General features: G+C 56.8%; 28 protein-coding genes. 11 read left to right on the plus strand and 17 right to left on the minus strand.

Features of this window, described 5'->3' with window-relative positions; translation table 11 throughout:
- Positions 1–37 precede the first annotated feature (37 nt).
- Positions 38–1,330, minus strand: coding sequence for a helix-turn-helix domain-containing protein (locus GOV91_RS08905; RefSeq protein WP_171235233.1), 1,293 nt, complete (start codon positions 1,328–1,330; stop codon positions 38–40).
- 211 nt (positions 1,331–1,541) lie between these two features.
- Between GOV91_RS08905 and GOV91_RS08910 the strand changes: the two genes are divergently transcribed.
- From GOV91_RS08910 to aat, 4 genes are all read left to right on the plus strand, one after another.
- Positions 1,542–2,078, plus strand: coding sequence for a LuxR C-terminal-related transcriptional regulator (locus GOV91_RS08910; RefSeq protein ID WP_171177712.1), 537 nt, complete (start codon positions 1,542–1,544; stop codon positions 2,076–2,078).
- Positions 2,079–2,228: 150 nt separating this feature from the next.
- Positions 2,229–2,729 (plus strand): acetyl-CoA carboxylase biotin carboxyl carrier protein, encoded by a 501-nt coding sequence (gene accB / locus GOV91_RS08915; protein WP_171235234.1) that lies wholly within the window; start codon positions 2,229–2,231, stop codon positions 2,727–2,729.
- Positions 2,730–2,738: 9 nt separating this feature from the next.
- A complete protein-coding gene (accC, locus tag GOV91_RS08920; RefSeq protein WP_171235235.1) occupies positions 2,739–4,085 on the plus strand; it encodes an acetyl-CoA carboxylase biotin carboxylase subunit in 1,347 nt (448 codons plus the stop codon).
- A gap of 51 nt (positions 4,086–4,136) precedes the next feature.
- Positions 4,137–4,769 (plus strand): leucyl/phenylalanyl-tRNA--protein transferase, encoded by a 633-nt coding sequence (gene aat / locus GOV91_RS08925; RefSeq protein WP_171235236.1) that lies wholly within the window; start codon positions 4,137–4,139, stop codon positions 4,767–4,769.
- Here aat and GOV91_RS08930 read toward each other — a convergent pair.
- The 6 genes from GOV91_RS08930 to GOV91_RS08955 all read right to left on the minus strand — a co-directional run bounded on the left by GOV91_RS08930 (position 4,724) and on the right by GOV91_RS08955 (position 8,570).
- A complete protein-coding gene (locus GOV91_RS08930) occupies positions 4,724–5,092 on the minus strand; it encodes a DUF2155 domain-containing protein (RefSeq protein ID WP_171177720.1) in 369 nt (122 codons plus the stop codon). The two genes, aat and GOV91_RS08930, sit on opposite strands and share 46 nt — an antisense overlap.
- The gene (gene mlaD, locus GOV91_RS08935) at positions 5,089–5,541 is read right to left on the minus strand and encodes an outer membrane lipid asymmetry maintenance protein MlaD (RefSeq protein WP_171235237.1); all 453 of its coding nucleotides are present in this window, start codon (positions 5,539–5,541) and stop codon (positions 5,089–5,091) included. The genes GOV91_RS08930 and mlaD overlap by 4 nt, the downstream gene beginning before the upstream one ends.
- Before the next feature lie 11 nt (positions 5,542–5,552).
- A complete protein-coding gene (locus GOV91_RS08940) occupies positions 5,553–5,936 on the minus strand; it encodes an NADH:ubiquinone oxidoreductase subunit NDUFA12 (protein ID WP_171177723.1) in 384 nt (127 codons plus the stop codon).
- 80 nt (positions 5,937–6,016) lie between these two features.
- The gene (locus GOV91_RS08945; RefSeq protein WP_171235238.1) at positions 6,017–6,379 is read right to left on the minus strand and encodes a RidA family protein; all 363 of its coding nucleotides are present in this window, start codon (positions 6,377–6,379) and stop codon (positions 6,017–6,019) included.
- 158 nt (positions 6,380–6,537) lie between these two features.
- Complete coding sequence (gene clpX / locus GOV91_RS08950; RefSeq protein ID WP_171177726.1) at positions 6,538–7,806, minus strand: ATP-dependent Clp protease ATP-binding subunit ClpX; 1,269 nt, start codon at positions 7,804–7,806, stop codon at positions 6,538–6,540.
- A 131-nt stretch (positions 7,807–7,937) separates the two neighbouring features.
- Positions 7,938–8,570 carry an ATP-dependent Clp protease proteolytic subunit gene (locus GOV91_RS08955; protein ID WP_171177728.1) on the minus strand — a complete coding sequence of 211 codons (633 nt, stop codon included), beginning with the start codon at positions 8,568–8,570 and terminating at the stop codon, positions 7,938–7,940.
- 363 nt (positions 8,571–8,933) lie between these two features.
- Here GOV91_RS08955 and GOV91_RS08960 point away from each other — a divergent pair, with 363 nt between their 5' ends.
- The gene (locus GOV91_RS08960) at positions 8,934–9,275 is read left to right on the plus strand and encodes a helix-turn-helix transcriptional regulator (protein ID WP_171177730.1); all 342 of its coding nucleotides are present in this window, start codon (positions 8,934–8,936) and stop codon (positions 9,273–9,275) included.
- A gap of 61 nt (positions 9,276–9,336) precedes the next feature.
- On the plus strand, positions 9,337–9,474 hold the full coding sequence (locus tag GOV91_RS08965; protein ID WP_171177732.1) for an entericidin A/B family lipoprotein: 138 nt from the start codon (positions 9,337–9,339) through the stop codon (positions 9,472–9,474).
- Between the two features lie 1,115 nt (positions 9,475–10,589).
- On the opposite strand, the gene GOV91_RS08970 is transcribed toward GOV91_RS08965, so the two are convergent.
- Positions 10,590–11,039 (minus strand): hypothetical protein, encoded by a 450-nt coding sequence (locus tag GOV91_RS08970; RefSeq protein ID WP_171235239.1) that lies wholly within the window; start codon positions 11,037–11,039, stop codon positions 10,590–10,592.
- 107 nt (positions 11,040–11,146) lie between these two features.
- Positions 11,147–11,467, minus strand: a complete 321-nt coding sequence (locus GOV91_RS08975; RefSeq protein ID WP_171235240.1) for a hypothetical protein — start codon at positions 11,465–11,467, stop codon at positions 11,147–11,149.
- A 144-nt stretch (positions 11,468–11,611) separates the two neighbouring features.
- Between GOV91_RS08975 and GOV91_RS08980 the strand changes: the two genes are divergently transcribed.
- Positions 11,612–12,412 carry a hypothetical protein gene (locus tag GOV91_RS08980; protein WP_171235241.1) on the plus strand — a complete coding sequence of 267 codons (801 nt, stop codon included), beginning with the start codon at positions 11,612–11,614 and terminating at the stop codon, positions 12,410–12,412.
- 84 nt (positions 12,413–12,496) lie between these two features.
- Here GOV91_RS08980 and lepA read toward each other — a convergent pair whose 3' ends face one another.
- A complete protein-coding gene (gene lepA / locus GOV91_RS08985) occupies positions 12,497–14,296 on the minus strand; it encodes a translation elongation factor 4 (protein WP_171235242.1) in 1,800 nt (599 codons plus the stop codon).
- Between the two features lie 118 nt (positions 14,297–14,414).
- Positions 14,415–14,945 (minus strand): hypothetical protein, encoded by a 531-nt coding sequence (locus GOV91_RS08990; RefSeq protein ID WP_171235243.1) that lies wholly within the window; start codon positions 14,943–14,945, stop codon positions 14,415–14,417.
- Between the two features lie 264 nt (positions 14,946–15,209).
- On the opposite strand from GOV91_RS08990, the gene GOV91_RS08995 reads away from it, so the two are divergent.
- Positions 15,210–15,518 (plus strand): hypothetical protein, encoded by a 309-nt coding sequence (locus tag GOV91_RS08995; RefSeq protein ID WP_171094041.1) that lies wholly within the window; start codon positions 15,210–15,212, stop codon positions 15,516–15,518.
- A 66-nt stretch (positions 15,519–15,584) separates the two neighbouring features.
- Positions 15,585–16,538, plus strand: a complete 954-nt coding sequence (locus tag GOV91_RS09000; protein ID WP_171235244.1) for a LysR family transcriptional regulator — start codon at positions 15,585–15,587, stop codon at positions 16,536–16,538.
- Here GOV91_RS09000 and GOV91_RS09005 read toward each other — a convergent pair.
- Positions 16,535–16,978 (minus strand): low molecular weight protein-tyrosine-phosphatase, encoded by a 444-nt coding sequence (locus tag GOV91_RS09005; RefSeq protein WP_171235245.1) that lies wholly within the window; start codon positions 16,976–16,978, stop codon positions 16,535–16,537. The genes GOV91_RS09000 and GOV91_RS09005 overlap by 4 nt on opposite strands.
- Before the next feature lie 27 nt (positions 16,979–17,005).
- On the opposite strand from GOV91_RS09005, the gene GOV91_RS09010 reads away from it, so the two are divergent.
- Together GOV91_RS09010 and GOV91_RS09015 are read left to right on the plus strand one after the other, a co-directional pair.
- Positions 17,006–17,704: an NAD-dependent deacylase gene (locus tag GOV91_RS09010; RefSeq protein ID WP_171235246.1), complete on the plus strand. Its 699-nt coding sequence runs from the start codon at positions 17,006–17,008 to the stop codon at positions 17,702–17,704.
- Between the two features lie 61 nt (positions 17,705–17,765).
- Entirely contained in the window at positions 17,766–18,374 is a 609-nt protein-coding gene (locus GOV91_RS09015; RefSeq protein WP_171235247.1) for an HdeD family acid-resistance protein, read from the plus strand.
- Between the two features lie 90 nt (positions 18,375–18,464).
- Here the strand turns inward: GOV91_RS09015 and GOV91_RS09020 are convergent, their stop codons facing one another.
- From GOV91_RS09020 to meaB, 5 genes are all read right to left on the minus strand, one after another.
- Positions 18,465–18,956 (minus strand): copper chaperone PCu(A)C, encoded by a 492-nt coding sequence (locus tag GOV91_RS09020; protein WP_171235248.1) that lies wholly within the window; start codon positions 18,954–18,956, stop codon positions 18,465–18,467.
- 43 nt (positions 18,957–18,999) lie between these two features.
- Positions 19,000–19,350: a hypothetical protein gene (locus GOV91_RS09025; protein ID WP_171235249.1), complete on the minus strand. Its 351-nt coding sequence runs from the start codon at positions 19,348–19,350 to the stop codon at positions 19,000–19,002.
- 68 nt (positions 19,351–19,418) lie between these two features.
- Positions 19,419–19,568, minus strand: coding sequence for a hypothetical protein (locus tag GOV91_RS09030; protein ID WP_171235250.1), 150 nt, complete (start codon positions 19,566–19,568; stop codon positions 19,419–19,421).
- A 190-nt stretch (positions 19,569–19,758) separates the two neighbouring features.
- The gene (gene rpmB / locus GOV91_RS09035; protein ID WP_171094054.1) at positions 19,759–20,046 is read right to left on the minus strand and encodes a 50S ribosomal protein L28; all 288 of its coding nucleotides are present in this window, start codon (positions 20,044–20,046) and stop codon (positions 19,759–19,761) included.
- A gap of 185 nt (positions 20,047–20,231) precedes the next feature.
- Entirely contained in the window at positions 20,232–21,203 is a 972-nt protein-coding gene (gene meaB, locus GOV91_RS09040; RefSeq protein ID WP_171235251.1) for a methylmalonyl Co-A mutase-associated GTPase MeaB, read from the minus strand.
- Positions 21,204–21,248: the final 45 nt, after the last annotated feature.

Below are 21,248 nucleotides of genomic sequence, written 5' to 3' on the forward strand. Positions count from 1 at the left end.
CGATTAGGATCAGATTAAGCGTTCTGTCAGGAAAGTGTCAAAAACCTTCGCTCAAAATCGACGGTTCGCGTCGAGCAGTGCATTCTTTGCGGGGGCAGACCCGGCAGTTCGGCCCAACTTGCGTAACCGGTGCGTCACCGGCTTGCTCTTGAACCGGCCGTACCAGCATGACAGATCGATAAGCCGGATCCTGATCATAGCCGGGCACCGCATGGGGCCACGCATAGGCAAAGCACTCGAACTCAGCCGAAGCCCGCCCGGTTTGCTCGACTTGCTTACGCACCGGAACCAAAGGTCGGTTCAGCGCCGTGAAAACAGGCCAAAGCGGACAAGCCTCGCCATGTCTGGGCATGGCAAATCCTGGTGTTGGTTTCAGAAACAAGATGCTGCCGGATGCATCGCACAACACCAACCCCGCCGGTTCAGAAACAACACTTTCTGGCAAAAAGGCCAAACGCCGCAGCACGGTCGCCATGTCGACAGAAAAATGATGGGCCAAATCAACGGGGTCTGGTTGGGCGCCCCGAACACGAGCGGCGACAGCATCCAGTGGCATTGCCCGGGCGTCAGCCCTGTAAATCTCCAACATCTCGCGTGCCAAGGTTTGGGCTGCTGTGGTATTTAGGCTGCTCAGATCGACGGCATCCGTAGCGCCCCCCTCTTCCAGTTCCGTGAAACTATAATCGCGGGCCTGGAAAAACGCTTCGACCTCCTCCAACGGAACGCCACGCGGGTCGACGGCTGCGTCGCTTTCATCCAGAAAGGTCACCAACGCCTTGGAGCTGTCCGCCAACCGCTCGGCATCCTGGTGCAGGTTTTTATGGAACCGTTCGCGCCATTCAGCCTCGATGTCTTCAGTATCCGCAAGAATCGCGGCCGTAGATCGAATCGCTGCCGCGGTCGACAAAACCTCGTGCATCGAGGCCGCCAGATGAGGGTCATGAGTCAGCCGGTCCGATAGGATCTCAACATTTCGTTCCAGCGAGACGACACGGCGATGCATCTGCGCCAGAACACCTGCCCAGCCGGTAAAGCGCCCGGCGAACTCCTCCAAGCTGTCCAACTCTGCATTCTGGCCAACCGCATCATCTGCCGCTTCGCGCAAGGCCGACACCAGCGTGGCTTCTATCCCTCGCGTCAACACCGATGGTTCAACCGACAGGGCCGCAGCAATATCCACCAGCAACTTACCCCCGATCCGACGGCGATTGTGCTCGATAAGGTTCAGGTAAGAGGCCGAAATCCCCGCCAAACGGGCCAGTTCCGCTTGCTTAAGCCCGGCAATCTGCCGCCGCTCGCGAATGCGGCTTCCAGTCAAAGCGTCACGCATGTTAGTTGCCTCCTGACCCGCGACAAGCTAAGCACCCCAAGTTATTTTCGAAACATACTATATTTCTCATTTAGTTAGGTCAAAATTTTCTATTTCGATTTACATAGTTTACACAATCCAGCCACACTCCACGACAGCGCAACTTGTCATCATCATGTAAGAAGTTGCTTCACCCCTTCTCTTCCGTGCTGTTTCCCGGCACGATACCCACATGAGCGACCCCGCCTTTGAATACGCACCCATCGGCCTTGTAGAGCTGGAAAACCGGATTATCCGGCGCTGCAATCTGCAGTTCTCGCGCACGTTTGGTGGTGAGGAAGCTGACTATCGCAATATGCCTTTGCTGCACCTCTATCCCTCGGTCGCCGATTGGGAGCGGATCGGAGAGCGCAGCCTGCAAGTGATGCGCGACACCGGATACTACACCGATGAACGCGTCATGCGGCGGCGCAATGGCGATCTGTTCTGGTGCCGCGCTCGGGGCCGCTCACTCACCCCTGATGACCCGTTCCGACACGGTATCTGGAGCTTTTCCGACATCTCGGAAGAACGACCTCTGGTTGAGTTGACGGTACGTGAACGCGAGGTGGCCATCCTGTCGTGTCGCGGCTTGTCGGCCAAGGAAATCGGTGGGGAACTGGGGCTGAGTTATCGGACAATCGAAGCCTATCGTGCCCGCTTGCTTGAAAAGTTCGGCGCTCGAAAACTTTCTGAGTTGGTCGCAAAGCTGTCGGGAATGCCATTGTGACCCATTCGGCCCCTTAATTTTAGCGGCAAACCAGTTCGCGATGGTGCGAGTCGGCGCTTTTCATGCACGGCTGCTTGGCCTATAACGCTGCGTAATTTGATTAGAGCCCGCAAAAACAGACGGGCCAAAGGGGAACCGTCGAGGACACTCATGACAGATACCAAACACGAAGCGGATGTGGCATTCATCAAGGCTCTGGCTGAATTGCTGCGCGAAAACGACCTGACGGAACTGCAGGTCAAACGCGAATATGGCGAGGAAGACAGCCTCAACGTGCGCGTCAGCCGCATGACACAGGCCGCAGCCGCTCCGGTTCAGGTCGCAGTACCCGCCGCGGCCCCTGCACCAGCCGTCGCCCCTGCGGCTGCCCCTGTCGCAACCGAAACCCCCGCAGCGCAAGAAGACCCGGCCAATCACCCTGGCGCTGTCACCTCGCCCATGGTTGGAACGGTCTATATGCAGCCCGAACCCGGCGCGCCTGCATTCATTAGCGTCGGTGCTTCTGTTTCTGAAGGCGACACACTGCTGATCGTCGAAGCGATGAAAACCATGAACCACATCCACGCCCCCAAATCGGGCTCGATTAAACGCATTCTGGTTGGCGATGGCGACGCAGTGGAATTCGGCACCCCTCTGGTCATCATCGAGTAAGGCGGGCCCATGTTCGACAAGATCCTGATTGCCAACCGAGGCGAGATCGCCCTGCGCGTCATCCGCGCCGCCCGCGAGATGGGGATTAAGACGGTCGCCGTCCATTCCACCGCTGACAGCGACGCGATGCACGTGCGCATGGCAGACGAATCGGTCTGCATTGGCCCCCCGCCTTCACCGCAAAGCTATCTGTCCGTACCGGCGATCATCTCGGCTTGTGAGATTACAGGTGCGCAAGCGATCCACCCGGGCTATGGCTTCCTGTCAGAGAATGCCGAGTTCGTGCAGATCGTCGAAGATCACGACATCACCTTTATCGGCCCCACCGCGGAACATATCCGCGTGATGGGCGACAAGATCACCGCCAAGGACACGATGAAGGCGCTGGGTGTGCCCTGCGTGCCCGGCTCGGACGGTGGCGTTCCCACGCTGGAAGATGCCAAGCGTATCGGTGAGGAATTCGGCTATCCCGTCATCATCAAGGCCACCGCCGGTGGCGGCGGTCGTGGCATGAAGGTCGCGATGAACGCTGATGAGATGGAAAGCGCCTTCATGACCGCGCGCGCTGAGGGAAAGGCCGCCTTTGGCAATGACGAGGTCTATATCGAGAAATACCTGACCACTCCCCGCCATATCGAAATTCAGGTCTTCGGCGACGGCAAGGGCAAAGCCGTGCATCTGGGCGAACGCGACTGCTCGTTGCAGCGCCGCCACCAGAAAGTGTTTGAAGAGGCCCCCGGCCCCTGCATCACCCCCGAAGAACGGGCCAGGATCGGGAAGATCTGTGCCGACGCCGTGGCCAAGATCAACTATATTGGCGCGGGCACAATCGAGTTCCTCTATGAAAACGGCGAGTTCTATTTCATCGAAATGAACACCCGCCTTCAGGTGGAACATCCTGTGACCGAAGGCATCTTTGGCGTCGATCTGGTGCGCGAGCAAATCCGTGTGGCCGCAGGCGTACCGATGTCATTTGGGCAAGAGGATCTAGAAATCAACGGCCACGCCATTGAGGTTCGGATAAACGCCGAAAAGCTGCCGAACTTTTCACCTTGCCCGGGTAAGATCACCGCGTATCACGCGCCGGGCGGTCTGGGCGTGCGGATGGATTCAGCTCTCTATGACGGCTACTCGATCCCACCCTACTATGACTCGCTGATCGCCAAGCTGATCGTTCAGGGCCGCGACCGGGCCGAAGCACTGGCGCGTCTGGAACGCGCGTTGGGAGAGTTGATCGTGGACGGCATCGATACCACAGTGCCTCTGTTCCATGCCTTGCTGCAGGAACCCGACCTGCACAGCGGCGATTACAACATCCACTGGCTGGAGCGCTGGCTTGCGGAGAACATGGAATAGTAACCTCCAAGAACCGGAGGGCGCACGCCTTCCGGTTCCCTCTTACCCAAAATGAGCCTATCCGCTGAACTTTTGCTGCACGGGTACTCCATCGGCATTTTCCCGATGGCCGAACATCGAGATGATCCCGAGTTGTTCTGGGTCGATCCAAAGTTTCGCGGCGTCTTTCCGTTGGACGGGTTCCATGTCTCGCGTAGTCTTTCACGCCGCATCCGCAATTGCGGGTTCGATATCACGATCAATCAGGACTTTTCAGGCGTCGTGGATGGCTGTGCCGACCGGGCCGACACCTGGATCAACGCAGAGCTGCACGATCTGTACCGCCAATTGCACCAAACAGGCTATGCCCATTCTCTTGAAGTCTGGGACGGAGCCGCACTTGTGGGCGGTGTCTATGGTGTAACTTTGGGGGCTGCATTCTTTGGGGAAAGCATGTTCTCACGCCGAACGGATGCGTCGAAAATCGCCCTTGCCTATCTTGTGGACCGCCTGCGACAAACCGGATTCCACCTGTTCGATACGCAGTTTCTAACCGCACACCTGGCCTCATTGGGTGCCATCGAAATTCCACGCAGCGCTTACAAAAAGGAACTGGAAGAGGCTCTGAATCTCAGCGCCGATTTCACAGCATCAATCGATCAGTCCGCAGCAGGTGTAATACAGCGGATCACCCAGACATCATAACGCGCATGGTCCAGCGCGTTCAGGGCCGGGGATGTTGCAATCATCCAGCCGTCAAACAACTGATCAGCTTTCCCCGTTTCCCAAATCGTCAAATAGGCAAACGCGTCACCCGTCGGGTTATCAACCGGATAACGACAATCCCCCAGGGCAACGTCCAAGCCAAAAACGGCTTCGGTCTCACCGCTTTGCATTTCAACATCGACGGTCTGCCCGCTGACTTTGTCCAGCCCACGCAACATTGCCCCCGGACCGGACTGGACCTTTTGCTGAGCAACAGCACTGGTCCCGACCATAAGAAGGGCAATTAAAGCAGCGCGGATCATTCGCTGCCATCTCCGGCCACAAACTTGACCAGCAGAGAGATCAGACTGACCGCGCCTTGCGTATCCTCAATCTCGTCTCCGGGTTCGAAATAGAATGGTGACCCGCCGGGCATTACCTCGACGAAATTACCGCCCAGCAGCCCCTCGGACGAGATCATAATGGCGCTGTCATCCGGCACCAGGACGCCATCGGCAATGGTGAAGGTCGTGTCTGCGCGATAAGTATCCGCGTTCAGCGTCACGCCGGTCACGGTTCCAATCTTGACACCTGCAAGACGAACATCCGTCCCGACACCGACCCCTTCCAACGATCTGAAAGACGCGCCAAGTTCATACCCGGCCGCGCCCTTCGACAGGCCCGTCGATTGGCTGGCGTAAACACCAAATGCCAGCGCACCGGCCAACACGACGCCACCGACAACAACTTCGGTCCAATTATGGCTCGACATCTTTGCCTCGCTTATTCCGGGCTCCAGGCCTCATAATCTTTGCGCTCAACCGGTTCGGCCCGACGCAGCGATCCGGCCGGCGTATAAGCCAGCGCAGTACCTGTCAGGTTTTCCTGATGTGGTTTTTCCCAGGATTTATGCGGTAAAGGTTTGTCCGTCGGAGGTTCGTCCCAGGTGCGGTGCAACCAGCCGTGCCATTCCGGGTCAACTCGACTGGCTTCGGCCTCGCCGTTGAAGATTACCCAGCGTTTGCTGTCGTCCGCTGTGCGATAAAACACATTGCCTTCATTGTCTTCGCCGACTTTGACGCCTTTTCGCGAAGTGTAAATCTGCGTGTTCAAAGTGGACCCGTTCCACCAGGTTACGGCTCGCAAAAGACTGTTCAGGATTCCCATCGGGTGCCTCCGGCATTTCGGTCGAGAAAAGGTATGGACCAAAGGCTCGCCAAGGTCCAGTGCCCCTGGTGCCGCAAGCGTCACTCCGGCAGAAACGCGGTCACTTCGATCTCGATCCTGTATTTCGGATCGATCAATCCACATTCAATCATGGTCGCTGCCGGAGGATTTGCGCCGAAAGTGTCCGCCAGAATGAGCCAGCAAGGCTCAAACTCTGTGCGATCCGGCAACATGTATGTCACCCGAACCACATCCTCGAGTCCTGCACCTGCCTTTTGCAGAGCAGTTTCAATGATGCTCAGAGCGGAGCGGCACTGCGCCACAATATCTTCACCCTGCCCAACCGTTCCGGCCACGTGAACCCAGCCGCCCGCGACAACCGCGCGGCAGTAACCAACTTTTTCCTCAAATTCGCCGCCTGATGAGATCCGCTGGATCGCCATATCGCTCCCTCTTTGTTGTTGGCAATCCGCAAACCGCCATGCCCATCGCAGGACCCCTGCGTTCATTTGGCCTGACTTTTTTCCGAGAAAATCAACTGCGTCGGCGGGGGCAAAGCCCCCAACCGCATTGTCAAAAACAATAGCCGCGACAGGGCAGCTTACCCAGCAGAAGCTGATTCAGGAGCCGCATCCGCATAGATGAACAAAGGTTGAGACTCGGACGCGACGGCCTCTTCGTTCACCACAACTTCGCTGACATTCTTCATGCCAGGCAGTTCGAACATGGTATCCAGCAGGATGTCTTCTAGGATCGACCGCAGTCCCCGTGCACCGGTTTTGCGCTCGATGGCCTTCTTGGCAATCGCTTTCAATGCGTCATCGGTAAAGTCGAGTTCGACATCTTCCAACTCGAACAGGCGCTGATACTGCTTGACCAAAGCGTTCTTGGGTTTTGTCAAAATGGTGACCAGAGCATCTTCGTCGAGATCCTCCAGCGTTGCCAGAACTGGCAAACGCCCAACAAATTCTGGGATCAGACCAAATTTAAGCAGATCCTCGGGCTCCAAATCCTTGAAAATCTCGCCAACGCCACGATCATCATTGTCGCGCACATCGGCTCCGAAACCCATGGCCGAGCCTTTGCCACGCTGCGCGATGATCTTATCCAGGCCCGCAAACGCGCCGCCGCAGATGAACAGGATATTGGTGGTATCCACTTGCAGGAATTCCTGCTGAGGATGCTTGCGCCCTCCTTGCGGCGGAACGCTGGCCACGGTGCCTTCCATCAGCTTCAGCAGCGCTTGCTGCACGCCCTCGCCCGACACGTCGCGCGTGATCGATGGGTTTTCGGACTTGCGCGTGATCTTGTCGACCTCGTCAATATAGACGATGCCGCGCTGCGCGCGCTCAACGTTGTACTCACTGGCTTGAAGGAGCTTGAGGATGATGTTTTCGACATCTTCGCCCACATAGCCAGCTTCGGTCAACGTCGTTGCGTCAGCCATGGTGAACGGAACATCCAGGATGCGGGCCAGTGTTTGAGCCAGCAGAGTCTTGCCGCAACCGGTGGGACCGATCAGCAAAATATTCGACTTCGCCAGTTCAATATCGCTGCCAGCTTTCTGAGCATGATTCAAACGTTTGTAGTGGTTGTGAACCGCCACCGACAAAACACGCTTGGCTGTGGCCTGACCGATCACGTAATCGTCGAGAACCTCGCAAATATCCTTTGGCGTTGGAACGCCATCAGACGACTTCAGCCCGCTGGCCTTGGTCTCTTCGCGGATGATGTCCATGCACAGCTCGACACATTCATCACAGATGAATACGGTCGGGCCTGCGATCAGTTTTCGCACCTCGTGCTGGCTTTTCCCGCAGAAACTGCAGTAGAGCGTGTTCTTACCGTCGCCGCCTGAATTCGTCGCCATGATCTACCTTTCGGGCCTCGTCCCTGCACCCCGTCAGGGATGCGCTTACGCCTGTTTGTGCAGCTTAGGCCAGCACTCTGGCGGCTACAATCTCAAAATGAACCCCGCGCCCAAGGCGCGGAGTGTCGGTCTCAGGCCTCATCTGTGTCCATTTTTGCACGGTTTTCGACGATTTCGTCGATGTGGCCCCAGTCTTTCGCCTCTTCCGGGCTCATGAAATTGTCACGGTCCAGCGCTTTTTCAACCGCCTTTTTGGTCTGCCCGGTATGACGCACGTAAATGTCATACAGGCGATCCTTCAGCTTTTGCGTCTCGGCTGCGTGAATCATGATGTCGCTGGCTTGGCCTTGGTAGCCACCGCTGGGTTGGTGAACCATGATACGGCTGTTGGGCAAGGAGAAACGCATTCCCTTCTCGCCACCAGCCAACAAAACCGACCCCATCGACGCCGCCTGACCGATCACCAATGTGGAACATTTCGGCTTGATGTACTGCATTGTATCGTAAATAGACAAACCGCTTGTTACTACACCACCAGGCGAGTTGATGTAGATCGAGATTTCCTTGTTCGGATTCTCGGCCTCAAGGTGCAACAGCTGCGCGACGACCAAATGGCTCATTCCATCATGAATCGGGCCGTTGATGAAGATGATCCGCTCTTTCAGCAGACGTGAGAAAATATCGTAAGCGCGTTCGCCCCGGCTGGTCTGCTCGACGACCATGGGAACGAGCGTATTCATGTAGGTATCTACGGGATCGAACATTCGGAACCTGCCTGCTTTGCTATGGATCGGGACACTACCCCAACAAGTATTACCCAAGTCTTAGTGTTGGCTCGGGGGGGCTGCAAGGGGGGGCAAGCGAGAACGATGAAGGAATGTAGGATGACACCAATTCCGCACAGCTCGACCCGTTGTTCGCGATCCGGAATACTTTTGAGCCACCGCCTAAACCACACAGCCTTAGTATACGGGGGAAAGCGGCGAGGGTTCCCCTTTCACTCATCACGGTATTTTGATTTATACATATGGAACAAAATGCACGAAACATGTAGGTGAGTGAACGGCGTAGTTGCGCCGTAATATGATAACGTTACCCATTGACGGGGTTAGCAAGGAACTAGAACGATGGCACTTCCACAGTTGTCCCAGGACATGCCCCAAGAAGACATGTATCGCATGGTAGAAAACGCCGCGCTTGCATCTAATTTTCTAAAGGCAATTAGTCACGAAGGACGCCTGATGATTTTGTGCCATCTGGTATCTGGTGAGAAGTCCGTCACAGAACTGGAAGGGCTTTTGTCCGCGCGGCAAGCCGCCGTATCCCAGCAGTTGTCGCGTTTGCGCCTTGAAGGATTGGTCGTACCTCGGCGGGAAGGCAAAGCAATCTACTATCGTTTGGCAGACGATCGTCCACGTCGGATTCTTGAAGTTGTCTACGAGCTATTCTGCGACAGAGACGCCTCCTAACTACTGGTCTGGTCAGTAGAAAGCTGCTACCGAAAATTTATCGAGCACCAAGGAGACGACTATGATCCGTGTATTTCTGATTGGCCTGAGCCTGTTTGCCCTGACCGCCTGCGAAACTGCAAAAGGCGCTGGCAAAGACATCGAAAAAGCCGGGGATGCCATCCAGAACGCTGCAACAGACGTGCAGGAAAACCTGTAAGCGTTTCTGACCCTGATCACCAAGCATCGGCATTTCAAGAAAGACGGGCTCCGGTGTCACTACCAAGCATCCGCGCTTGGACGCTTGGCCCTACGACTTGATCACAAGCCAAATACCGGGGCTCTTTTGTTCGCGCAAAAGAGCCCCGTTCCCGTTCAGCAGAGGGGTGAGTGGTAGCCTGTATGAAACCGTGATCCGGCAAAGGAAAAGGCGTCAGGTGCGCAGACGCGGTCTTTGCATGTACCCTTTCGGATACGCCTGACGCCTTACCGGGTCGGCGCGCCCCGAGGGACGTTCCGATCCTTTTGCCTCAGCCCCACCAGGGGCTTTGGCGATTGCTGAGAATCCATAGGGAAACACAGCATGCATCGGTAAACCAAGAGGATGATCAACTGACGTGGGCGGGCTGCCCGCAATCACCTGACCTCAACGGTAAGTCTTTGAAGTTCAGAGAAAATCCCAAGACCCTCTCAATCACTCCAACCCTCCGGCCCTTTGCGTACCGCCTTTGGCTCCGAGGATCCTGGGCGGTGTCAGGACTTTGGCATTCCGGCCGGCTTCGGACAAGAAAATAGCACTGCAGCATGAAAAATTGACGGGGATAAAATGTTGATATCCGCAGGGACATTTCTGTGGATAATCCGAGAAAGCGCGGCACTGCGCAGGGTTGATGGAGCATTTGCCAATACGGGTAGAAACCGCACTTTTTCCGCGCAATGCTGCAAGCGCGAACGCCAACATGCACTCTGCCGGGCGAAAAACACCAGGTTTGACAAGTTCTCTGCGCCTCAAACTATCGAATCGCGCACTCCGACGCGAGAGAAACACACTATCGCTTCACCTGGGACCGGATGGCGCGTAAGTCACCGCACGCAACGCCACGCTGAAGGTCCGCGAGGTCCAGACGCCCGTGGGTCGAGGAACACCGCATTCTGACCAAAACCAACTGAACCCTGTCGCGGGCAATGCGCGCCACCCGGCCCACCTCCCCCGGTGGAGACTATGGTTTCTCTACTGAGAAGCGGCCCGGCCCGGCTGGCTAACCTACACCTCCGCCGCGCAGACAATCGGGCGGCGGTCCATACCCCCTATTGTCCGACCGGGCCGGAACCGCTTCAGTTCACCTGACGTTCCAGAACGGTGCTGTAGGTCGTTCCATTTCGCAGGCTACGGAAATCCGCATAGATCTTGCCATCCTCATACCGCGCATCGATCAGCGCATTGGCCCCGATCACCAGCGGTGAGGTTTCAACGATGCCAATAGACCCTGAGCCATCGAGACTTATGGTGCCGGTGGCCTCGTACTCATTCCATTCTGTATCGCCATCACGGCGCCACTTGCTGGGCCCCCAGAAAACATTGTCTTCCTGCATCTGGACGTCGAGCATCCATTCGGCCTGATCGAACCGGGGCTGATCGCCCTTGTAGTAGTGGCTGGGCTGGACGGTCGTGTAAGACCCCAGCCACGTGCCGCGCAGGTCGGGCGTGGTATCGGCCAGAGCGGCCGTTCCAAGGGTGAGTGTCGTGGCCAAAGCGGCTGCTCCGGCAGTCATGTATCTGGTCATGGGCTCTCTCCTTTTTGTCTGGTCAACAGATTGGGAGGGCGCACACAGGTTACAACTTACCTAAGGGAAACTTCATAATTGGTTCACCGGGGGCTTAGAATGGGGCTTCAGGCCCATGCCAGAGCTGTCCCGACAATGACCAGCGCGATGCCGACCCCCTCGCGATAGGAAAAGTTCTCGCCAAACAGGAAATATGAGGCGATGGCGATCAACACGACCTCGGCCCCCAGAATGCCGGTATAGATGATGCCCAACCGTTCATTGCGCAGCGCGGCGAGTTCCAGTGTTGCGGCGGCCAGCAATGTGGCGACGATCAGTAGGGTCAGGCCAACACCGGGGATTTTCCACCAGAACTTCATCGAGATCATGGCCACGGAATAGAGACCCGCCGACCCAAGGGCGATGAGGGGGAGCATGGATATGGACATAGGGGCCTCCTGCCGAGGTTGCCGTTGGGTCAAGTTTAGCAGGAGGGCGGGTTTGGGGCTGTGAGGTTGGTCACAGTTAGTCGGTTATTTGAATTGAGGGCAGCGCCGGCCCGAGGGGGTGAGCGGCGTCTTGGAATTCGTCCAGTGGACGAATTCAGCCGCGAACGGGCGGATCCCCGGGCGCAAACGCGCCGCCCGTTTTGCCGGAGGCAAACCTTTGGTTTGACAGGGGCGGGTCGGCGCGGCCCGGCGGTGCCGCCGAGCGGGCGGGTTGAAACTACAGCGGGAAAAAATAGACGGTTTCAACAAGTTCATACGGCTGCTAAATTTTTCATAACCGACAAGTTTTTTTACAGATCCAGTTTGAGCAATTGTATGAAAGAACAATTTCCTGAAAGAAGCACGGCTATAGAGGGATTACTTCCAAAAGAGTTCGTTTTTGATTTGGGCCTTTATCTACAGACCTGTGCTCATATCGAACTTCTCGCTAGCGCGTTGATCGTTTGCCTGAAGGGGCTGACCCCAGAAAACAAAGATTGGTTTGAACAGTACTGCCAAGTCAGAAAGCTCTCTACCAAAGAACTCATCAAAGAATTTAAGGAAGCTAGCAAACTCGCGAAAAATTTCGGGTTCGATGAAGACTTGTCGGCATTGTCAGATTGGATAAAACGGTTTGTTCAAAACCGGCATATGGCTGCACATGGCGCTTTTTTTGGATCGCCATACGGCTTTCTACGTGTTGACTATGTGACGAATACTGGTTCCAAAAAGGCGCCCAACTTCAAGCGTGCCACTAGTGCCGTGACGCGAGAAAACATCGGCGAGGCGCTCCAAGACGCAGATCGAATCTACCACATTGTCCTTGGAATGATTGGCCGTATCCGAGAAGATTTGCCTATTAGAGTTTATCAAGCGATCGTGCCGATAGTAGAACACCCTTCTTAGGAAGCTCGGTTGCTCTCCCTATCCACCGAGTGGGGCCCCAGTTGGCTGCACCAAACGCTTTCGCGCACTCGCACTTAAAATGGATTAAGAATCCATTTTAAGTGCGGAAATAAACGCTTCCTGCGGGATATCGACCTTCCCGAACTGGCGCATCTTCTTCTTACCCGCCTTCTGCTTGTCCAGCAGTTTGCGTTTCCGAGTCGCATCCCCGCCGTAACACTTCGCGGTCACGTCCTTGCGCAGGGCCGAGAGGGTCTCGCGGGCGATGACCTTGCCTCCGATGGCGGCCTGGATCGGGATTTTGAACATATGGCGCGGGATCAGGTCCTTGAGCTTTTCGCACATCGCCCGGCCCCGCATCTCGGCCCGGTCGCGGTGAACCATGGTCGACAGCGCGTCGACCGGTTCGTCATTCACCAGCACCGACATCTTGACCAGATTGTCCTCGGTATAGCCGGTCATCTGGTAGTCGAACGAGGCATAGCCCTTGGTCACTGATTTCAGGCGGTCGTAGAAGTCGAAGACGACCTCGTTCAGCGGCAGGTCATAGACGACCATGGCACGGCTGCCCGCATAGGTCAGGTCCAGCTGGATGCCGCGGCGATCCTGGCAGAGTTTCAGCACGTCGCCGAGGTATTCGTCAGGCACCAGAATGGTCGCCTTGATGCGCGGTTCCTCGATATGGTCGACCTTGGACGGGTCGGGCATGTCGGCGGGGTTGTGCAGCTCGATCATCTCGCCGTCTTTCATGTAGACGTGATAGATCACCGACGGCGCGGTGGTGATGAGCTCGATATCATATTCGCGTTCGATGCGGTCGCGGATGACCTCAAGGTGCAGAAGCCCCAGGAAGCCGCAGCGGAAGCCAAAGCCCAGCGCGGCCGAGGTCTCCATTTCAAAGCTGAAGCTGGCGTCGTTCAGGGCCAGCTTGTCGATCGCATCACGCAGGTCTTCGAATTCGGAACTGTCGACGGGGAAGAGGCCGCAGAACACCACCGGCTGCGCGGGTTTGAAGCCGTCCAGCGCAACCTCGGTGCCGTTGCGGTCATTGGTGATCGTGTCACCGACGCGGGTGTCGCGGACCTGTTTGATCGATGCGGTCAGAAAGCCGATCTCACCGGGACCGAGGCTGTCGACCATCTCCATCTCGGGCCGGAAAACACCGACACGGTCGACGTGGTGCAGGGTGTTGTTCGAAATGAACTTGACCCGCATCCCCTTTTTCAGCGTGCCGTCCATGATGCGGACTAGAACGATCACGCCGAGATACGCGTCGTACCACGAATCCACCAGCATCGCCTTGAGCGGCGCATCCAGATTGCCCTGCGGTGCGGGCAGCTGTTTCACAATGGCTTCTAGCGTTTCGTGGATGCCCTGCCCCGTCTTGGCGCTGACCTGAATGGCATCAGTCGCGTCGATGCCGATCACATCCTCGATCTGTTCGGCCACACGGTCACAGTCGGAGGCAGGCAGGTCGATCTTGTTGAGCACCGGCACGATCTCATGATCGGCGTCGATGGCTTGGTACACATTGGCCAGCGTCTGCGCCTCGACCCCTTGGGTCGAGTCCACTACCAGCAGCGATCCTTCGACCGCGCGCATGGACCGGCTGACCTCATAAGCAAAGTCCACGTGACCGGGCGTGTCGATCAGGTTCAGCACGTAATGCTCACCATCATCCGCCGTATAGTCGATGCGGACCGTGTTGGCCTTGATGGTAATGCCACGCTCACGCTCGATATCCATGCTGTCGAGCAGCTGTTCCTTCATGTCGCGATCCTTGACCGTTCCGGTCTCTTGGATGAGCCGGTCAGCAAGGGTGGATTTGCCATGGTCGATATGCGCGACGATGGAGAAATTGCGGATATGAGCGAGGTCTGTCATGGGTTGGGGATATGTAGAGGAATCGTGGGTTGGTCAAGGTGGATTGAGTGCGCCGACGATACTATACAACGTCCTTCGACTTGTTCACCTCGGCAAGCCGTTTGACAATTGCTTGAGCCTACGATGAATTCCCGCAATCTGAAGCCAGCTTATAGTCCCGCTCTCGATCAAGAACGCCACGCCAATCAGCTTTCAAAATTAGGTCCCTAGGCAAAGGAACATGGCAAGTTCGATCCCGAGCATAGAAGTGGCGCCGGTTAATCACGAGGATTGGGAATGGTGTTTCATCCCCCTCAAACTCCGCCGTCAATACGGTTAGAAAATTGTCTTCATCATTACTTTGAAAGTCGCTTTCGACAAATCCGAGCGCCCTTACGATTTCTTCATCGAGAGCCTCAAAAAAATGGTCGGTAAAAATTACCATAAGGTCAAAATCAGAAAGTTGTTTTGAAGGATAGTTGAAGTCGATCTTCTGATTGAAATCCCCGCCGGTTACTTCAGTGGCGAGTTGACCGGAGATGCCTGAAATGAGCACTCTGACAGGTCTATCCAGGTCGTCTGATCGATCTTGAGCAGTGCTTTGCTCTGCCATGCCGAACACAAACATCAAAGTCGCGATTAAGAATAGTCCTGTTGTTTTTAGTTTCATTAAAACTTCCGCGTTCATAAACTTGAGTGTTGGAACAACCGTATAGCCAATAGTCCAGCAATCAAGCTATGTCGCGATGGGTGCGGGTTACACTCTTTCAGATGAATGCCGAGTTGAAGCCCGCCCTGCGGGCTAGGCGTTTCCGACTCGTGCAATCACTTTTTTGCAACGTACGATTGATCCGTTAACCACTTTGATTCATACTCCCGCTCAGACTGAGAGGGGCACAAGATCCCTCAGGGCAGGCAAAAACGAGGCATGAGCATGAAACAGTTCCTCTTAATCGCTTTCTGTGCCGCAACGATGACGGCCATCGCTCCGCAGGTTGAGGCCGCGCAGATCAAGCGCGCCTGCCTGGCGTCGGATCGGGCGGCGGCCACACGTGATCGGTGCAGCTGCATTCAGCGCGTGGCAGATCAAGCACTGACGCGCAGTGACCAGAAGACCGTCTCGAAATGGTTCGAAGACCCCCATCAGGCGCAAGAATTGAAGATGTCGAAGACCGCGCGTGATGATGCGCTGTGGGATCGGTATCAGAACTTTGGCCAGATGGCGCAGGCGATCTGCAGTTAACGCACCGCAAATCCTTGACCTGATGCAAGCTGCGCCCCAGAAAAGGCGCAGCGAAAGGTGTGTGCGATGGTGATGAAAGGGCTGACCCTGCGGGGCCTTGAGGTGTTCGAGGCTTTGGCGCGGACGGGATCGGTAGCGCAGGCCGCCGAGATCACCGGGCTTAGCCAACCATCCGTTTCTCAGCAATTGCGCAATCTGGAAAACGCGCTGGGCACCGATCTGGTCGATCATGGACGCCGCCCGATGCGACTAACGCAAGCCGGGCGCAGTTTTTTGGAACGGGCCGAGGCTGTTTTGGCCGAGTTGCAGATGGCGCAAAGCGAATTGTCGGTCATGGAGCTGGGGCACCTGACCACGCTTTCCATCGGGTTGATCGACGATTTCGACAACGATCTGACCCCACGGCTGGCCACGCTGCTGGCGGACAGCCTGACACGGTCGAATTTCAAACTGATCACCCTGTCCAGCCTGGATCTGTTCGAGGCACTGGCCGAACAACGGCTTCATATGGCTGTCACCGCCCATAGCGGCGAAGTGCTAGAGGGTGTGGTCGAATATCGTCTGGTGCGCGATCCATTCATTCTGGTGGCCCCGAAGGGATCTGGCGGCGTGGCGGCGGTGCAAGACGGTTTACCGTTTCTACGCTATGCCCGCGAGCAACTGATCAGTCGCCAGATCGAAGTGCATATGGCGCGTGAGGCGCAGGAGTTCGAGGAACGGTTTGAGATCGGGTCGCATATGGCGCTGATGGCCATGGTCGCGCGTGGCCTGGGCTGGGCGATCACCACGCCGTTGGGTTTCATGCGTGCAACACGGTTCCATGATGGCTTAGAGGCCCACCCTGCCCCGTTTGGAGATTTCTCTCGCACGATATCGCTTTTGGCCCGCACCGATTGGTCGGATCAGGTGCCGCAGGAGGTCGCGGGAATGACACGTCGGCTGATGCAGAACCAAATCATCGAACCGGCACTGAACAAACTGCCTTGGCTGAACGGTCAGTTGAAGGTGATCGGCGGCTAGCGCTCCAGATGAGAGGCCAAGCCAGCCACTGCTGCTTCGATCAGATCCAGTGCACCATCGAAATCCCGCGTGTAGTAGGGGTCAGGCACATGGTCCGACTGGGATTCATGGGCAAAGTCCGTCAACAGGCGCACAGGCGTGTTATTGCCTGCAGGGCGCAGGTCTTCGATATCCGCCATGTTGTTTGCATCCATACCGATGATCAGATCGAAACGTTCGAAATCGGCCGCCGTGAACTGACGGGCACGCAGGTCGCTGAGGCCATAGCCCCTGGCTTTGGCGGCGGCCTGCATCGGGCCATAGGGCGGTTTACCCGCGTGCCAGCCCATGGTTCCGGCACTGTCGGTTGTGTGATGCGGCGCGTGAGAGCGAAAGACGCCCTCGGCCGCGGGGGATCGGCAAATGTTGCCGAGACAGACAAAGAGGATACGGTGTGACATGGCAAAGCTGTACCGTGTGGAGGGGATATGGAAAAGATCGTCATTCTGACCGGAGCCGGAATTTCCACCGAAAGCGGGCTCAGCACCTTTCGCGATGAGGGCGGGCTATGGGCGCAGCACCGGATCGAGGATGTGGCCACGCCCGAAGGATTCGCCCGCAACCCGGCTTTGGTGCAGGGTTTTTACAATGCCCGTCGCGTTCAGGCCGCTGGCGTAGAACCAAATGCCGCCCATAAAGCACTGGCCCGGCTGCAAAAGGACTGGCCCGGTGAAGTGGTGATCGTCACTCAAAATGTTGACGGCCTGCATGAAGCTGGTGGCGCGCGAAATGTCATTCACATGCACGGGACACTGGCAGGTGCGTTGTGTTCAGCCTGCGGACATCGCTGGGGCGCTCCACCTGAGATGGCCGTGGGCGAACCCTGCCCATCCTGCAACCGGCCAACAGCCCGTCCCGATGTGGTCTGGTTCGGAGAGATGCCGTACCACATGGATGAGATTTACGACCATTTGGCCAGCGCATCGCTTTTCGCCGCCATCGGAACATCAGGTCAGGTTTATCCAGCAGCAGCCTTTGTGCACGAGGCACAAGCGGCAGGCGCGCAAACCGTCGAGATTAATCTGGAGCCAACGCTTGGGGCCTCGGGGTTTGACACATATATCCTTGGCAAGGCGTCAGAGACGGTGCCTAACTGGGTTGAGCAATTGCTGGCACGACCCTCATAAGATGCAGACAACACTATATTTTTTTGCTTAGATTGCGCCCGAAACGATTGGAGGATCAGCCATGGCCGACCAAGAACCCAAAACCGGCGAAATCCTGGAGGATGGCAGCATGGCCCAGCGCGACTTGCTGGGCGAGCAGCTATCCAATCTCTGGTGGACCTTTTTACTGCGTGGAGCGTTGGCGGGGATTGTTGGCATTGCTGCTCTGTTCTGGCCCTCTGGCAGCATCGCCGTGCTGTTGCAACTGGTCGGAGTACTATTGATCCTGGATGGCGGCCTGACTCTTTTTGGGGTTGGACGCCGTGGTGTTTTAGGAGGTGCCGCGATCGGCGCGCTAGTGATCGGTCTGATCCTGCTGATCTGGCCGGAAGGCACGGTCAAGCTCGCCTTTTTCCTGTTGGGTGCATGGGCGCTTATCATCGGGATCGGTTCACTGGCCGCCGCTCAGCAGATGCACCAGCGAGACCCGCAACGCGGATCAATGCGGGTTTCGGGCTTTGTTGCCCTGGTTGTCGGGCTGGTTCTGATGATCTGGCCAGCGGTGGCATTGGTGGCGCTTGGGTGGGGTATCGCCTTTTCGGCGCTTGCAATTGCTGCTGTCATGTTCTGGCTGGCCTCCCGGTTCCGAAAAGCGGGTGATCGGGTCGGACTAAAGACCGTGAATAAATAAAAGCCACCCCCTAAACAAACGTACTCAGGCCGGGCAATGCCCGGCCTGATGCATGGAAAAGGCGCAACGTGGCGCAAAGACAGGCGCGCTTTAATCCGTGCTCTCTCCGTGAGATCCGTGACCGCCATGACCACCTTTGTCTTGACGTTCCAGATCAACGGGTATCTCGATCTCGACCTCACCGGCATTCTCGAAAATCAGAGTGACGGGCACCATTGCGTCTTGCTCGAAAGGCGCTGTCAGGCCCATGAACATCACATGAGCCCCGCCGCGTTTCAGCATGTAGGTTTCGCCAGCGGGAATGACAAAGCCTTCTTCCACATGCACCATCTTGGCCACGCCGTTATCGTCGACCTCGTGTGTATGCAGTTCAACACGGGCCGCGGCGTCCGAGGTTGCGCCGATCAGGCGGTCATCTGCGACGCCCTGATTCTCGATCATCATAAAAGCGGCACCAGCCTTGGCCGTTTTGCCCGAAGAACGGGCATAAGCGTCATCCACCTTGATGGTGCCATCGGCCAGAGCGGGAATGGCCAGCGTGACTGCGGCCAGGGTTGCAAGCAGTTCGGATTTGAGGGACATCGCGCCTCTCCTTGTTGTTCAAAACTTTAGAAAAGATGGGTTTTCAAACAACAGAAGGCGGCGCGCGGGCCGGAGCGCGCGGCACCGGCAATGCGATCTGGTTGCCCACATCTCGCAATGGCGCGGGTTGCGCAAGTTCCGGCGCTGCGGGCAATGTGGGATGGGTCGCGGCAATTGCCCCCATGAGGGACAGCGCGTAATCCGGGCAATAGTGCGGTGGCGCAGTAGGTTGCCCACTTTCATCCATGTAGACAACGACCGGGCCATTTCCGGTGCACAATACCATCTGGCCAACAGCACTATTCATGCCGCGCGACATGGCAAGACCCTGCCCGGTCAGCACCAGAAGCAGGGATAAAACAAACGGCAGAATACTGGCGGTCTTAGGTCTCATCCTGACCTTGGTATAGGTCAGCGTGCAAAGGCGCTTCAAGCGCTAAAGGGTCGCGCTTGAAGCGGTTTTCAGTAGTCCACCCCAGGTCGTTTCACTTCGCTTGCAGTAAAGCTGGTGTGCGACCGGTTCACTTTGCGCTGCATCTGCGCACAGGCTGCAATTGCCTTGCGGAGCACAGCGGCCAGAAACAGAAAAATGTAGAAACTTTTTAACGACATATTCGGGCCCCCGCCTGATGAATGACCTAACGTTAAGTCAGATTCGAATCTCTGTATGTGAAGAAATTCACCAATCGAAAAAATTATTTCGAATTCGGGAACAATGCGAATTGCCGCCATATAGCCACAGGACAAAAAAGCCCCGCACCAAAAGGGTACGGGGCCTTAAATTACTTAATAGAATAAAGGCTTAGGCCGAGGCTTGCGCCTTGGCGATTTCCTTTTTCACTTTCAGAGCGTTTGCCGACAGCTCTTCGTCCTTGGCTTTAGCCAGGAACGCGTCCAGACCACCGCGGTGGTCTACCGAGCGCAGCGCAGCTGCCGAGATGCGCAGTTTAACACCGCGACCCAGGGTCTCGGACTGCAGGGTGACGTCGTTCAGGTTCGGCAGGAAACGACGTTTGGTTTTGTTGTTGGCGTGGCTGACATTGTTGCCAGTCATCGGGCCTTTTCCGGTCAGTTCGCAACGGCGCGACATGGTTTCTTCCTTTGTTTCTGGAGGCCGGGCTTCAGACCCTTGGCCAAATCACAAGGGGCGCAACCCGAAGTCGCGCCCGAAAACTGGTTGGATGCGTGTAGTGGGAATCGCCGGGAGGGTCAAGACAGGCCGCGCGAAATCTTTTATTTTGCACAGCCCGTAGGCTCCCCGACCAAACCCGACCATCAGGTCAGTGCACCGAGCAGTTCCTCTGCCGCTTTTGCCGGGTTCAAATGCCCGGCTGAGACTTCGGCGTTCAGACGCTCCATCTCGGCCTTGGCCTGCGGTGTGTCGAGGCGCGCAAGAAGAGCATGACGCACCTCTTGGTCGAACCAATACCGTGCTTGCGCCGCGCGATTGGCTTCCCAAATGCCATTGTCCCGACGCCATTGGGTCAAGGATTGCATTTCGTCCCACGCCTGCTCCAGCCCATGTTCTTCAACCGCTGATACGGTCATGGCCTTGGGAAAACCCTCGGGATCTTGCGGACGTTTACGCAGCAATCGCAACGCGCCCGCATAGTCCGCGCAGGTGCGTGTGGCAGTGGCCTTCAGGTCGCCATCAGCCTTATTGATCAGGATGACGTCGGCCATCTCCATTATGCCGCGCTTTACACCCTGCAATTCGTCTCCGCCTGCAGGGGCCAATAGCAGCAGAAACAAGTCCGACAGTTCGGAAACAACCGTCTCCGACTGCCCCACACCGACCGTTTCGATGAGCACCACATCATAACCCGCCGCCTCGCACAGGGCGATGGCCTCACGGGTGCGACGGGCTACGCCGCCAAGGTGGCTTTGGCTGGGAGAAGGCCGGATAAAGGCATTTTTTTCCCGACTCAGGCGTTCCATCCGGGTTTTGTCGCCCAGAATCGAACCACCCGAACGTGCCGAGCTCGGATCGACCGCCAAAACAGCCACGCGCAGTCCTTGCCCAGTCAGCATCATGCCGAAGCTTTCAATAAAGGTGGACTTGCCGACCCCGGGTGTCCCCGACAAACCGATCCGCAACGCCTGACGTCCCGATCCCGCAAGCTGAGTTAAAAGCTCGCTGGCTTGCGCCCGATGATCAGCACGATTGCTCTCGACCAGAGTGATGGCACGCGCCAGCGCACGACGCTCGCCGTTCAATATCCTGTCACTTAAACTGTCTGTCTGCATGCTTGTCCCGTTCCCTGAGGCAGGAATAGTTGCCGTGGTCCGGGG

It is taken from the genome of Ruegeria sp. HKCCA6837, from assembly GCF_013034475.1.
Lineage (GTDB): Bacteria > Pseudomonadota > Alphaproteobacteria > Rhodobacterales > Rhodobacteraceae > Ruegeria.